Raw genomic sequence first — 13,035 nt, 5'->3', positions numbered from 1 at the left:
CCGCCGTAGATCAGGGCGAGAATGAAAGCGAGCATCTTGAACTCCCTAGTTTTCACGTCCACCGGACGCGGGTTTGTAGTTAACGTTCCCTTTACCAACTTTCAAGAGAGTTTATTAAGGTAAGCACTGCTGCCGCACTGATGATTGATGAATTAAGGGTATCTTCAAACCTGCCTAGTATTCGAACCAATATGGTCGGTTCCGGCATCAATCCCGTGAAGGCGCCCGTCGTGCGGCGCGGCTCGCTGACGAGCTTACCCGCCGCAGTGGCGCAGCGGCCGGCCTGGCGATTCCTTATCTTGGCGGAAATCGCGAACTTCGCCGCGGTTCGCCGTTATCTGGGCTGCGCACGCAGCGACCTGCTAGTCGCCGACGTCTCGTCCCGACTGTCCCAAGCGGCGCCGGACGTGCGGTTGACGGTGGTTGGCCGAACCACCTTGGAGCTTGCGTTCGAAGGGGCGGACGCGGGTGAACTTGACCAGACGCTGGACCTGCTTCGGGGCGCTTGCGAGGAGCAGTTCGTTCTGGATGGGGAGATCTACGCGCTCGAGATCTGTTTCGGGGCAGCGGCAGGACCTGCGGCGCATCTCGATGAAGTGCGCCTAGTCGAGGAGGCCGAGGCCGCACTTGCCGAGGCGCGCGCGGCGCACATGCCCGTCCGACATGATGTGGCGGGGTTTGATGCGCGCGAAAGCAGGTCGCTCGCCCGAGAACTGAAACTCGCCATCGCCGAGGACCAGTTGTTCCTTGCCTATCAGCCAAAGATCCACGTGCGGCGGCAGGAGATCGGCAGCGCTGAGGCGTTGGTGCGGTGGCAGCATCCGTCGCGCGGGCTGATCCTGCCGGGGGACTTCATCGGCGTCGCGGAAGATGGTGGTCTCATTGATCAGCTCACGATCTGGACCATCGAGCGCGCGATCAAGGACCAGCGTCGGCTGCTTGCCGCCGGGCACGACTTGCGCATCTTCATCAACATTTCGGGCCAGTTGCTCGGCGATCAGGCATTTGTGGACGCCGCGTGCCACATGGTTGCCGAGGCGGATGCGAAGCTTGGCTTTGAGGTCACCGAAACGTCGGTCATCCGTGATCCTGCTTCGGCCATCGCCAACCTTCAGCGATTTGCCGATATCGGGATCGTCATCGCGATCGATGATTACGGCGCCGGTCTCTCAAGTCTGGCCTATCTGAAGCAACTGCCCGCCCGTGAGCTGAAGATCGACAAGCTGTTCGTCACCCAGTTGACGAGCTCGAACCGCGACCCGCTAATCGTGCGCTCCACGATCGATCTCGCGCATGCACTCGAGATGGAGGTGGTGGCGGAAGGCGTAGAAACTCATGCGGCGCTTGCGCTCTTGACCGTCATGGGTTGCGACATGGTTCAGGGCTTTCTGATCAGTCGCCCGATCTCGCTGGAGGCGCTCACCACCTTCCTGGATGAAGATCGGCATCACTTTGTCTCGCAAGACAGTCGCGCGACCTTCAACACTCTGGCGACGGCATGGAAGCGCGGGTGATCACCTTCTGGCGGCGTTGCCTGCTCGTTCTCGCATTGCCTATGGTCCTCGTCGCGGCTTCTCCTGCCTCAAGAATCAGTGATCCCAAGTTCGAAGCTCTCACGGCTGCGATCAAGTCACGAATGCTGACGGAGCCTGCGGATGCAGTTGCCGAAGCTCAGTCAGCGCTTGCCTATGCTCGTCGAACGAAATCGCTTCAGATGGAAGCGACAGCCTTGTGGCTGATCGGGGAAGGGCACAGCCGGGTTATGCAGCCGCAGCGTGCCGCCCAGGCTTTGGGCGAAGCAAGGCGGATCGTAGAAAAGATCGCGCCTGGAACGCAACTCCACGCGGACATCCTGCTCACCGAAGGTGGGGTTTTATACGCCACGGGGCAGATTGGGCGTGCACTGTCTGATCTCCGACGCGCGCACAATTTCTTTCGCGACTTGGGCGATACGCGGAGCCGCGCGAAGGCACTGATCACCATCGCCTTGGTCCATGCCACTGGCAACGATTATGAAGGAGCGCTCCGCTACTACGACGAAGCGATGGCCGCCTACCGCGCCGATCCGGGCCTGTCGCTCGCGATCCACAACGGCCGTGGTATGGCGCTGCGAGAGCTTAATCGCCTTAGCCGCGCCGAATCCGAACTGCGCAAGGCACTGGTCTTTGCGCGGGACATGAAGAGCCCGGCACTGCAGGCCCAGGTTCTGATCAACATTTCGGAAGTTCTACTCGCCAAAGGCGATCTGGCGGCCGCGGATCGGACGATAGCCGAGGGGCTTGCCCTATCCAGCAAGCCGGAGGCGGCGGCGCATCGCGACGGCTTCATCACACTTGCAGCCCAGTCGGCCTTTGAACGTGGGAACATCGACAGGGCCGAGCGCCTGATCGCCGAACGGTTTAGCGGCAAGGATCTAGAGAACACTTTGCCACCGGATCGCTCGTCGCACGAGGTTGCGTATGAGATATATGCCAAGCTTGGCCGCAGTGACCTTGCGGTTCAGCATCTCGCGGCGCTGAAGCGGCTGGACGATCAGGCAACGGCGACCGCCCGATCCAACAGCGCAGCCATCGCCAATGCGCAGTTCGACTTTGCCAATCAGGATCTGCGCATCGCGCAACTGAAGGCGGCCGATCTGCAAAAGACGGTCGAGCTGGAGCGGTCCCGCGCCCGCACCCAGCAATGGCTGTTTCTTGGCACGTTGCTCATCATCGCCATGCTCGTGATTGGCATCGTCACGATCCGGCGGAGCCGCAACGCATTGGCGCGCACCAACACGGCGCTGGGCAAGGCTTTGGCAGCAAAGACCGAGTTTCTGGCAACCACCAGTCATGAGATTCGCACGCCGCTGAATGGCATCCTTGGCATGACGCAGGTGATGCTCGCTGATCCGGAAACCGACCTGCCGACCCGCGATCGACTGTCCGTCGTTCATGGTGCGGGCATGACGATGCGCGCTTTGGTCGATGACATTCTGGATGTGGCGAAGATCGAAACCGGACGGATGACGATCGAGGAAGCGCCGACCGATATCAAGCGCACGATATTGGACGCAGCGCGGATCTGGGAGGATCAGGCGCGTGCCAAGGGGATCGGCTTCTCCCTTGATCTGGCAAACGCGCCGGCTTGCGCGATGGCAGATGCCACGCGCCTCAGGCAGATCGTTTTCAACCTGCTCTCCAATGCGGTGAAGTTCACCGCGAGCGGTCATGTCAGCGTATCTGCCAGCATTGTGGACGCCCGGTGGCGGCTGGTTGTCGCAGATACGGGCATCGGGATCGCGCCGGACAAGCACGAGATTATCTTCGAGGCGTTTCGTCAGGCGGATGCCGGAACGACCCGCCAGTTCGGCGGCACCGGGCTCGGCCTGTCGATCTGCCGCAATCTCTCCCGCGCGATGGGCGGAGACGTGACGGTGGTCAGCGCGGAGGGTGATGGCGCAACGTTCGTGCTCGATCTGCCCTATGAGCCGGCCATCGCGGATGAAGCGGAAGCGGTGTCGGGCGCAGGCGTGCTGGTTCTGGATCGCAACCCGATCACGCGGGCCATGTTCAAGGCGTTGTTGTCGCCCGTAGGCGGGGCAGTGACCTTCGCCGCCACTGCCGATGAGGCCCAGGACGCGCTGCAAGCCCAGCAGCCCGCAACGCTGCTTCTGGATGATCAGACCCTGCGCGCGAGCGATGACATGGTTGCGGCTGTGCGTGCGCTGGCTCAGGCCGCGCCGGATGCACGGATCGCGTTGCTCGGGCCGCGTCTGGAGCCGCTTGAACAGACGCGGCTGGCCGAAGCAGGCGTGTCTCGCTTCATCACCAAGCCGATTGGCAAAGAAGCGCTAGTCCAGGCCGTGTTTAGCGACGAACCTAACGTCTCGGCTCTTGTTTCCCGCGCCGCTTGAGACAATAATCACGGTGGCAATGGAACGATTAGCCTGCCTGTCTGGCCTGCGGCCATGAACGTCCTGTTTATTGAGGACGATAGGATGAACCGCCGTGTCGTCCGCGACATGCTTAACGTGGCCGGGGCGGACATGATCGAGGCGGAAAGCGCAGAGGAAGGGCTGCGGCTGCTAGACGATCAGGAGTTCGACATGCTCCTGGTCGATCTTCGCATGCCCGGCATGGATGGGATTACGGCGATTCGCCACATCCGCGCCCGCTCGGATCAGAAGGCGCGCGTTCCCATCATCGTTGTTACCGCTGATACGGCGATCGATCTGCGCGAGCGCTGCCTCGCCGCTGGCGCTGACGAGGTGATCTTCAAGCCGGTCGCAATGGACAATCTGTTTGATGCCATGGGCCGCGTGCTTGCGGCCGATGACGATGGTCTGATCGGCTGATCAATAGCCGCGGTCGAGATCCGCGACATTCTCCATCGGCCGCCCAGCACGGTATGCGGCCAGGTTGCGAAGGAACATGGCTCCAGCGCGCTGGAACATCTTGGTCTGGCTGCGTCCGGACAGATGCATGGAAATCATGCAATTCGGCGCCGTCCACAAGGGGTGATCGGACGGTAGCGGTTCCGGATTGGTCGGGTCGAGGAACGCACCGCCAATCCTCCCGTCGCGCAATGCTGACAACAGGGCATCATCATCGATCATGTCGCCGCGCGCGATGTTGATCAGCCACGCGCTCGGCTTCATCGCCGCAAGCTCGGGCTCACCAATCATCGACTTGGTCTCTCCAGTGGAGGGAGCTGCGAGTATCACCCAATCGAATGCGCCAAGCTGCGTCCGCCACTTGTCGGGGGTGAGCGTGCCATTGCTGCCGTAACGGGTCACGCCCGTGACCTCGACGCCGAACGCCGACAGTCGCTCACCGATCAGACGGCCGATCGCACCATATCCGATGACGATGGCTTTCGTATCGGCAAGCTCGATCTTGCCCGGCGAATCGCGCAGCCACTCGGCCCGGTCCTGCGCGCGGATCACCTCATCCAGGCGTTTGGCGGCTGCGAGCACCCCCAGTACGGCATATTCGGCCACCGCAATGGCGTTGATGCCCACGCCGTTGGTGAGTGTCGCCCCACGCGCGCGCAGCACGTCCAAGGGGAAGGCGTCCAAGCCGGCGTAAATGGTCGAAACCCACTTCAGCCCGTCTCCGGCCGCGCGCAGTGTCTCTTCGGTCAGCTTTGTCGGCTGCATGTCGACCCAGGCAATCTCGGCATCGGCGATCATCGCCTTTGCATCGGCCGGGCTCGACCACCAGGAGACCTCCAGATCCGACGGAAGCTGCGATTCCAGCAGCGGACGGGCGATTGCGGGTAAAACGGCCTTCATGACCACGATTGATAGCGCGGCGTGCCCGGCTCGCCTATCGGGTTGATGTGATCGCGCTTCTTTCCATTGCTCTCGCCGCTTCGGCGCCCGCTGCACATGCCGAACCTGACACCGCCAGCCTGGAGGCGCTGCGCGCCATCGACCTGCGCCTGGCCACCATCGCGCATCGGCTGGTCACGTCGAACGCGACGCTGTGCCGGGATACCGTGCCGGCAAGCGGCATGATTCTACACGCCCGCACCCAATATGACGCCGCGTCGCAGGGCGCCGCGCGCCAGGTGTTCGGCTTCCCTTCGCCCATTTCGGTGGAGGGAGTGGTGCCCGGCTCCCCGGCAGCGACGGCCGGCATCCGCGCCAATGACGGGCTGGCCGCCCTTGGATCGGAGCCACTCGTCGCGAACGCGCCGCCGCCGTCCAGCGCGGACCGCGACGCTGCGCTCGACGTGCTGGAGCGACAGGAAAGCCCGGTTAGCGCGACGCTGGTTCGGAATGGCAGTCGCCACGAGACAGAGATGACGGCTCCTCAAGGCTGTCGCGGCCGGTTTGAGGTGGTGCTGGGGCCGAAGATGACTGCCCAGTCAGACGGCAAGGTCATTCAGATCGGAGTGCGGTTTTTCGAACGCTACCGTGATGAAGAAACCGCCGTCATCGTCGCCCATGAGCTGGCGCATGTCATCCTGAAGCATCGTGTCCGCCTTGAAGCTGCCGGCGTGCAGGGGGGGCTGCTTGGGGAACTCGGGCGCAATGCACAGCTTGGTCAGGCGGTAGAGCTTGAGGCCGACGCGCTTGGCGTCGTCCTCCTCCACAATGCCGGCTATGATCCCGCCTCGGCCGCCCGCTTCTGGCGGGAGCATGGCGGCGACATCGACGGCGGGCTGTTCCGGAGCCGGACGCATCCCGCCACAAGGCGCCGGATCGCAGCGATCGAAGCCGCTGCGGCGGCCATTCCCAAGGGCGAACAGCCTTACGTCCCGCCAATCCTGGCGCAGCGGGATGCACCGCTGCGCTAACTGCTCGTGCGTTAGCGCTGGCGCGTGTCAGGCGGCGGTGGTGCGCCAGTCCCAACCGATCGGGTCGCCGTCCATCACCTCGACGCCGGCCGCGGCGAGTTCGTCGCGAATCGCGTCGGAGGCGGCGAAGTCCTTGCGCGCGCGGGCGTCCTGACGCTCGGCCAGCATGCTCATGATCGCAGCCTCGTCGATGGCGGCGGAAGCCGGTCGGACGCGAAGATCTTCGCGCGTGATCGTGTCGAGCGGTAAGCCCAGTACTTCGATGAAATCGGTCAACGCGGAAAGCCGGTCTGCCGGCGACACCTTCTTGTCCGCAATCAGGGCATCAAGCACCGGCAGCGCCTTTGGCGTGTTGAGATCGTCCGAGACGGCGGTATCGAGCTGTTCGCGGTACCCGGCTGCGGAGCCCTTTGCCGGCGCATCCGCTCGGGAACGAAGGCCTTCCACCGCCTGCACGATTCGCTTCAGCCGCACCTGAGCGGCGGCCAGATTTTCCCAGGAGAACTCCAGCTCGCTGCGATAATGCGCCTGCAAGCACAGCATACGGTAGGACAGGGGGTGAAACCCGCGGTCGATCACCGCCTGTAGCGTCAGGAATTCGCCCGACGACTTGCTCATCTTGCCGGCGCGCTCGACCAGGAAGTTGTTGTGCATCCAAAAAGCGGCGCCGCTATCGGCGCAGCCGCAATGCGCCTGGTTCTGCGCGATCTCGTTGGGATGATGGATTTCGCGGTGGTCGATGCCGCCGGTGTGGATGTCGAATGATTCGCCGAGATATTTCTTGCTCATGACGGAGCATTCCAGGTGCCAGCCGGGCGCACCGCGACCCCAGGGCGAGTCCCACTCCATCTGTCGATTTTCACCTGGCGCCGACGTGCGCCAGATAGCGAAATCCTGGGCGTGACGCTTGCCGGCGACCGGATCGATCCGGCTCTCGCCGGTATCATCCGCCGATCGCGCGAGCCGCCCGTATTCGGGGACGGTGGTCACGTCGAAATACAGGCCGCTGTCGAGACGGTAGCAATGCTTCGCCTCGATCTGCGCGGCGAAGTCGATCATCTCGGAGATGTGATCGGTCGCCAGCGGCAGATGTGTGGGATTGCGGATGTTGAGATCCGCCAGATTCTGCTTGAACGCATCGGTGTAATGGCGCGCGATCGCCCAGATGTCCTTGCCGGCGCGTTTGGCCGCGGCCTCCATTTTGTCATCGCCGGCATCCGCGTCGGAGGTGAGGTGCCCGACATCGGTGATGTTGATGACATGGGTTAGGTCATAACCCTTCCACGTCAGCACGCGCGACAGCGTGTCCGTGAAGACATAGGCGCGCAGATTGCCGACATGTGCATAATTGTAGACGGTTGGCCCGCAGGAATAGACTCGTACGCCCTTCGCCGGGTCGAGGGGCTTGAATGCGCGCAGCGAGCGCGAAAGGCTGTCGTAGAGCGAAAGCGTCGTCATGAAGCGCGCTCTACCGCCGCCACGCCTGCGCGCAAAGGCGTGGCGCGTGCTGTGACGCAATCGCCACAGCGCGGCGGGTTGCGCCGACATCGGTGCAGTGGTAGACGCAGCGGGTTCACGGCGCGGGCTACGCTCGCTGCCGCCGTTTCCGTTTTGCGGAATCGGGCTGTTTCAGATCTCGGAGAAGTGTCGGTTTTATGCAGATCATCGTTCGCGACAACAACGTCGACCAGGCCCTGCGCGCGCTCAAGAAGAAGCTGCAGCGTGAAGGCGTGTATCGCGAGATGAAGCTGCGCCGGCATTACGAGAAGCCGTCGGAGAAGCGCGCACGTGAGCGTGCGGCTGCCGTTCGCCGCGCCCGCAAGCTGGAGCGCAAGCGTGCGGAGCGTGACGGCGCACGGTAAGACCCGCGCGTCTGCATCAACTTTATCAACATTCGCTGCAATCCAGGCGCGGTGATTCGCGCCTGGTCATGACCGAGGGATCGCCATGTCGTCCGTCACCGCCGTTCCGATCGCGCCGGTCAAGCGCAGCTATGTTCTCTGGCTGATCGCCGGCATCATCGCCGCGGTTGTGGCGGCGGCGGCGCTTGCAGTTCAGGGTGACGATTTCCTGACACGTAATGCGCGTGCGGCTGGCGTGGTGACGACGGCTTCCGGCCTGCAATATCGGGTGCTGGAGGCTGGGTCTGGCCTGAAGCCGACCGATACCGACGTTGCGCTGGTGATGTACGAAGGCAAGCTGCTCGACGGCACCACCTTTGATAAGTCGCAGCAGCCGACGCCTTTTCCCGTGACCGGCGTCGTGAAGGGCTTCTCCGAAGGGCTGAAGCTCATGCCGAAGGGCGCCAAGTACCGCTTCTGGATCAAGCCGGAGCTCGGCTATGGTGCCGAGACGAAGGGGCCGATCCCCGGAAACTCGACGCTCGTCTTCGATGTCGAACTGATCGACTTCCTGCCGGAGGCGGTGCTTCGCCAGCTGCAGCAGCAGCAGATGATGGGCGGTGCTCCCGGGGCAGCAATTCCTGGCGCCGAAGCTCCCGCTGGCCGCTGATCTAAAAGAGTGCTGATCCGGCGCTGCGGATAGCGGCGCCGGCCAGCTCCCTTTAGTGCTCTCGTCGGAATATGCGATCTGCCTTGCCGCCGCACAGCGGCCGTTAGGTTCGACTGGATGTTGCGCCGAGTCGGGGCTGCGAATTGCCCCGACGATAAGATCTTAGTTGGACCTGGCGTTCGTATGGTCGGCGCTGTGATTATTCTGGATCGATTTGGATCCTGGCCTTCGTCGGCACTGAGCTTGTCGACCTACGTGCCGCGAACAACTTCTCTCCCGGCGAGACGCCGTTGAGCACCCACTGCTGAGTTCACTCTAACTGCTCGTAAGCGTTCGCGACCGACCGTGCCCTGGGTTTCGCAGAACTGGTCCGAGGTGCTCGGTTGGCGATATCGAAGCCGGAGTGAAGCGAACTCGCCGCTTCTCAGGTGCGGGACGCGCTCGCAAGGAACCTGACACGAGCGCTGAAGAGCGCGGCGCACCTGCACAGGGCCGCGCGACGCCTGTGGTGAGGCGCGCGCGTGCCGTCATCAGATCAGAGCGTGCGGCCGACCATGATCGTCGGGGTGATGTCCGTAAAGTTCGGCACATCCGCCTGAAGCTCGCCGATCCGCGGATTGGCCATGGCCTGTCCCATCGCCTCGGGCGATGCGAAGTGGAAATGGGCGATCAACGCGAACGGCGCAGCGCCGCCGCCCGGGGCCTGCCCTTCGATCAGTTCCACCCGGTCGGGGTTCCAGATCTCGCGTGCCAGTTCGGCATGCTTCGCCTTGTAATAGCCGGCGTCGAACTTGGCGCCGTCGTGGTTCGGATACAGAACGCTAACGATCATTTTCCCTCTCCCCTTATGAAAACGGGCGCCCTCTTCAGGGCGCCCGCTGTTGGTTTTCCAATCAGGCGGCGTTTTCGCCGACGATGGTCTTCACTTCCATGAAGTCTGTCAGTCCCCATTTCCCGCCCTCGCGACCGTTGCCGGAGGATTTGTAGCCGCCGAATGGCGTCGCGCCGTTGGGGCCCCAGGAGTTGATGGTCACGAGTCCCGCGCGTAGCTTGCCAGCGATCTTCGCCGCCTCGGCCGGGTCGCCTGAAATCGTGGCGGAAAGGCCGTAATCGGTATCGTTCGCCATCTCCACCGCCTGTTCGGTATCCTCATAGGTGGTGATGGTGGCGACCGGCCCGAACGTTTCCTCGCGGTAGATCCGCATTTCCGGCGTGACGCCGGCGAGAACCGTCGGCTTCACGTAATAGCCCGCGTTGCGCCCATCCGGGCGCCCAACGCCGCCGGTGACGAGCCGTGCGCCCTCGTCGAGTGCGGATTGAATCAGGGTCTGGATCTTCTCGAACTGGGCCTTGTTCACGACCGGCCCGATGTGTGCACCCTCCTTCTCGGGGGTGTCCACTTGAGTCGCTTCCATGATGGCCTTCACGACCTCTTCGGCCTCGTTCACCTGATTCTTGTGAACCAGCAGGCGGGTTGGCGCGATACAGCTCTGGCCGGTGTTGGCGATCACGCCGGCCAGCGTCGGGGGCAGCACTTCGCCCAGCTTCGCGCCTTCCAGAACGACGTTCGGCGCCTTGCCGCCGAGCTCCTGATGGACGCGCTTGACGGTTGCGGCAGCGGCGGTCGCCACCGCGATGCCCGCACGGGTCGAACCCGTGAAGCTCACCATGTCCACGTCTTTGTGCGCCGAGAGAGCCGCGCCAACCGTCGGACCATCGCCATTGACGAGGTTGAACACGCCAGCGGGCACGCCGGCCTCGTCCAGGATCTCGGCAAAGATCATCGCGTTGGTCGGCGCTTCTTCCGACGGCTTCAGGATCATGGTGTTGCCGGCGGCAAGTGCAGGCGCGACCTTCGCGCAGATCTGGTTCAGCGGCCAGTTCCACGGCGTGATCATGGCAACGACGCCGATCGGCTCATGCACCACGCGCGCGCCCTTGCCCGCCTGCTCGGAAAAGGTGAACTCCTTGAGCGCGGCCAGCGTGCCCATGAAATGTCCGAGGCCAGCCGGCGCCTGCGCCATGTTTGCGAACGAGATGGGGGCGCCCATTTCGCGGCTGGTGGCAGCGGCGAGATCGGGAATGCGCTTCTTGTAGAGCGCGATGATCCGCTCCAGCAGGGCGATGCGATCTTCCACTGAGGAATCCGCCCAGGTCTTGAAGGCTTTCTTGGCGGCGGCGACTGCCTTGTTGACGTCGGCTTCCGTGCCCAGCGTGATCTCGGTGGTTGCCTGCTCGGTGGCGGGATCGATGACCTCGTGGCGCTTGCCACCTTCGCTGTCGACCCAGGCGCCATCGATATAATGCTTCAGATAGCTTTGCATTGTGCCTCTCCGCCTAATGGACGTGTTTCGTCACGCTTGTGCGGCCCGATTAAGTCAGTTGCAACAGGAAACGCGACGCAGTGGAAGCGTGCCGCGACGGGACAATAAGTCACCTCGGTAGCCCGTTCCGAGCAGTTCGGCCGAGAGATGGAGCGTTTGACACTTCCGCGCCCGGGTTCGCCGCGTCAGGAGGGCATGAAAGGATCCCTCCCCATGCGTTTTGCCCCCGTCTTTCTCGCTGTCGCGATCGCCGCCGTACCGGTGAGCGGACAGAACGGGGCGGCGCCGTTCGTCGTGCAGGAAAGCGGGGAGGGGTTTGCGACCCTCGACGAGGCGTTGCAGGCCAATCGTGGCCAGGATTTCACCGTCTTGATCGCACCGGGTGTTTATCGCGAATGCGCGGTGCAGCAGGCAGGGCGGATCACCTTCAAGGCGCGACAAGCCGGAACGGCAATCTTCGAAGGAGCGTGCGAGGACAAGGCCGCCCTGGTCCTTCGCGGCAACGGCTCGGTCGTGGACGGGCTGGTGTTCCGTGGCATTCGCGTGCCTGACGGAAATGGGGCGGGCATCCGTATCGAGATCGGTGATCTGACCGTCCGCAACGCCATGTTCCTCGACAGCCAGGAAGGCATCCTGGGCGGTACGGAGGACGCGAGCCGTGTCACGGTCGATCGTTCGACCTTCTCCGGGCTTGGCCAATGCCACGAGACGGAGGATTGCGCCCACTCCATCTATCTCGCCAACAGCGGCAGCGTGACGATCACCAATTCCCGCTTCGAGCGAGGCCGCGGCGGCCACTATGTGAAGCTACGCGTGCCGCAGGTGACGATCACCGACAATAGCTTCGACGATTCAGCGGGAAGCCGCACCAATTACATGATCGACCTGCCGGAAGGCGCCACGGGCGAGATCGCGCGCAACACGTTCGTTCAGGGAACGCAGAAGGAAAACTGGAGCGGTCTTATCGTCGTCGCGGCCGAGCAGCGTAAATATTCGTCCGCCGGGCTCAAGATCGATGACAATGATGCGCGTTTGGCGCCGAACCAGGAAAAAAGCCCTGCATTCGTCGCAAACGTCAGTGGTGAACAACTCGCCGTCGGCGCCAATCGTCTCGGCACCGGCATACGGGCATACGAAGTGCGCCGCCCCTGACGGATGCAAACTCACTGCTTTCAATAAGCCGCCAGGACAGGGCGCGACGGCATTGCCACCGCCAGCGCCCAGCCTTGCCTCTCAACTCTCGTCGGGCGCCAGCATGATGCTGGCGGTCTGCGTGCCGCCCTTGAACCATGCATTACGCTGTTTCGCTTCTTCGTTGATCATGGCCAGTTGCCGTGCGTGTTCTCGCGGAGACGTGGAGAATAGGATAAGCGCGACATATTTCTGATCCGGGTTCGCGCCGGTGGCGAGCGGGTGCAGGTTCTTCAGCCGCTTCACGGCACGAAGCGCGGCCTGATCCAGCCAGCCGGAGCCGGACGACTTCATCACAGTAGCCTGATCGGCAGCACCGCTAGGGCTGCAGCGGAATTTGACGTGGACGATCCCGCTGCCCGCCTCTTCGGGGGTCGGAATGCGGGGATATTGAAGTTGGCTCTCGATTTCCTGACTCACGCGGCCCGACCATTGAACCAATGTCAAATGATGCGGTCCGACGTTGGGCGCATAGACAACGTCTGGTGAAGTCTGGCCCTGGGCGTGGAGCGCCGGGGGCACGGCAAAGCATAGCGCGGCACAGGCCGCAGTGGTCATGATCGACCTCATAACACCTCTCCGAAAGCTTCGGCCGGCGTTCGATGCTGCGATCCTGAATGTTCTTGGGTCGTCGGACGCTGGGTCGGGGGCCCTGGATGCGACACGCATCTCATCCCCAACGAACCGCATAGCAAACGGCGTCGCCGTCTACCATGCGGGTTAT

At 63.1% G+C, this 13,035-nt stretch carries 12 protein-coding genes; 7 read left to right on the top strand and 5 right to left on the bottom strand.

Annotated elements, in window-relative coordinates; translation table 11 throughout:
- Positions 1-191: 191 nt before the first annotated feature.
- The 3 genes from AX702_RS13985 to AX702_RS13975 all read left to right on the top strand — a co-directional run bounded on the left by AX702_RS13985 (position 192) and on the right by AX702_RS13975 (position 4,336).
- Entirely contained in the window at positions 192-1,514 is a 1,323-nt protein-coding gene (locus AX702_RS13985; RefSeq protein ID WP_082746263.1) for an EAL domain-containing protein, read from the top strand.
- Positions 1,515-1,714: 200 nt separating this feature from the next.
- Positions 1,715-3,895, top strand: a complete 2,181-nt coding sequence (locus tag AX702_RS13980) for a sensor histidine kinase (protein ID WP_197420610.1) — start codon at positions 1,715-1,717, stop codon at positions 3,893-3,895.
- A 54-nt stretch (positions 3,896-3,949) separates the two neighbouring features.
- Positions 3,950-4,336: a response regulator gene (locus AX702_RS13975; protein WP_066780555.1), complete on the top strand. Its 387-nt coding sequence runs from the start codon at positions 3,950-3,952 to the stop codon at positions 4,334-4,336.
- Here the strand turns inward: AX702_RS13975 and AX702_RS13970 are convergent, their stop codons facing one another.
- Positions 4,337-5,275: a D-2-hydroxyacid dehydrogenase gene (locus AX702_RS13970; RefSeq protein ID WP_066780568.1), complete on the bottom strand. Its 939-nt coding sequence runs from the start codon at positions 5,273-5,275 to the stop codon at positions 4,337-4,339.
- 47 nt (positions 5,276-5,322) lie between these two features.
- Here AX702_RS13970 and AX702_RS13965 point away from each other — a divergent pair, with 47 nt between their 5' ends.
- Positions 5,323-6,285: a M48 family metallopeptidase gene (locus AX702_RS13965; RefSeq protein WP_066780566.1), complete on the top strand. Its 963-nt coding sequence runs from the start codon at positions 5,323-5,325 to the stop codon at positions 6,283-6,285.
- 27 nt (positions 6,286-6,312) lie between these two features.
- On the opposite strand, the gene cysS is transcribed toward AX702_RS13965, so the two are convergent.
- Positions 6,313-7,743: a cysteine--tRNA ligase gene (cysS, locus tag AX702_RS13960; protein WP_066780553.1), complete on the bottom strand. Its 1,431-nt coding sequence runs from the start codon at positions 7,741-7,743 to the stop codon at positions 6,313-6,315.
- Positions 7,744-7,940: 197 nt separating this feature from the next.
- On the opposite strand from cysS, the gene rpsU reads away from it, so the two are divergent.
- Positions 7,941-8,147: a 30S ribosomal protein S21 gene (gene rpsU, locus AX702_RS13955; protein WP_007404630.1), complete on the top strand. Its 207-nt coding sequence runs from the start codon at positions 7,941-7,943 to the stop codon at positions 8,145-8,147.
- A gap of 85 nt (positions 8,148-8,232) precedes the next feature.
- Complete coding sequence (locus AX702_RS13950) at positions 8,233-8,796, top strand: FKBP-type peptidyl-prolyl cis-trans isomerase (RefSeq protein ID WP_066780551.1); 564 nt, start codon at positions 8,233-8,235, stop codon at positions 8,794-8,796.
- 535 nt (positions 8,797-9,331) lie between these two features.
- Here AX702_RS13950 and AX702_RS13945 read toward each other — a convergent pair.
- Positions 9,332-9,628, bottom strand: coding sequence for an EthD family reductase (locus tag AX702_RS13945; RefSeq protein ID WP_066780549.1), 297 nt, complete (start codon positions 9,626-9,628; stop codon positions 9,332-9,334).
- Positions 9,629-9,689: 61 nt separating this feature from the next.
- Positions 9,690-11,120, bottom strand: coding sequence for an aldehyde dehydrogenase family protein (locus AX702_RS13940; RefSeq protein WP_066780547.1), 1,431 nt, complete (start codon positions 11,118-11,120; stop codon positions 9,690-9,692).
- 213 nt (positions 11,121-11,333) lie between these two features.
- Here AX702_RS13940 and AX702_RS13935 point away from each other — a divergent pair, with 213 nt between their 5' ends.
- Positions 11,334-12,272: a right-handed parallel beta-helix repeat-containing protein gene (locus AX702_RS13935; protein WP_066780545.1), complete on the top strand. Its 939-nt coding sequence runs from the start codon at positions 11,334-11,336 to the stop codon at positions 12,270-12,272.
- Between the two features lie 81 nt (positions 12,273-12,353).
- Here AX702_RS13935 and AX702_RS21680 read toward each other — a convergent pair whose 3' ends face one another.
- Positions 12,354-12,869 (bottom strand): energy transducer TonB, encoded by a 516-nt coding sequence (locus AX702_RS21680; RefSeq protein ID WP_177179063.1) that lies wholly within the window; start codon positions 12,867-12,869, stop codon positions 12,354-12,356.
- Between the last annotated feature and the right edge of the window lie 166 nt (positions 12,870-13,035).

Source organism: Sphingomonas sp. CCH5-D11, from assembly GCF_001557395.1.
In the GTDB taxonomy this organism is placed as follows: domain Bacteria; phylum Pseudomonadota; class Alphaproteobacteria; order Sphingomonadales; family Sphingomonadaceae; genus Sphingomonas.
The sequence above is the reverse complement of the archived record's forward strand: the minus strand, read 5'-3'. Positions and strand labels throughout refer to the sequence as shown.

What these genes read in the sequence shown, in the direction of transcription:
- AX702_RS13985 (WP_082746263.1), top strand. Translation starts at nt 192, where the DNA reads ATGGTCGGTTCCGGCATCAATCCCGTGAAGGCGCCCGTCGTGCGGCGC.
- AX702_RS13980 (WP_197420610.1), top strand. Translation starts at nt 1,715, where the DNA reads ATGGAAGCGACAGCCTTGTGGCTGATCGGGGAAGGGCACAGCCGGGTT.
- AX702_RS13975 (WP_066780555.1), top strand. Translation starts at nt 3,950, where the DNA reads ATGAACGTCCTGTTTATTGAGGACGATAGGATGAACCGCCGTGTCGTC.
- AX702_RS13970 (WP_066780568.1), bottom strand. Translation starts at nt 5,275, where the DNA reads ATGAAGGCCGTTTTACCCGCAATCGCCCGTCCGCTGCTGGAATCGCAG.
- cysS (WP_066780553.1), bottom strand. Translation starts at nt 7,743, where the DNA reads ATGACGACGCTTTCGCTCTACGACAGCCTTTCGCGCTCGCTGCGCGCA.
- rpsU (WP_007404630.1), top strand. Translation starts at nt 7,941, where the DNA reads ATGCAGATCATCGTTCGCGACAACAACGTCGACCAGGCCCTGCGCGCG.
- AX702_RS13950 (WP_066780551.1), top strand. Translation starts at nt 8,233, where the DNA reads ATGTCGTCCGTCACCGCCGTTCCGATCGCGCCGGTCAAGCGCAGCTAT.
- AX702_RS13945 (WP_066780549.1), bottom strand. Translation starts at nt 9,628, where the DNA reads ATGATCGTTAGCGTTCTGTATCCGAACCACGACGGCGCCAAGTTCGAC.
- AX702_RS13940 (WP_066780547.1), bottom strand. Translation starts at nt 11,120, where the DNA reads ATGCAAAGCTATCTGAAGCATTATATCGATGGCGCCTGGGTCGACAGC.
- AX702_RS13935 (WP_066780545.1), top strand. Translation starts at nt 11,334, where the DNA reads ATGCGTTTTGCCCCCGTCTTTCTCGCTGTCGCGATCGCCGCCGTACCG.
- AX702_RS21680 (WP_177179063.1), bottom strand. Translation starts at nt 12,869, where the DNA reads ATGACCACTGCGGCCTGTGCCGCGCTATGCTTTGCCGTGCCCCCGGCG.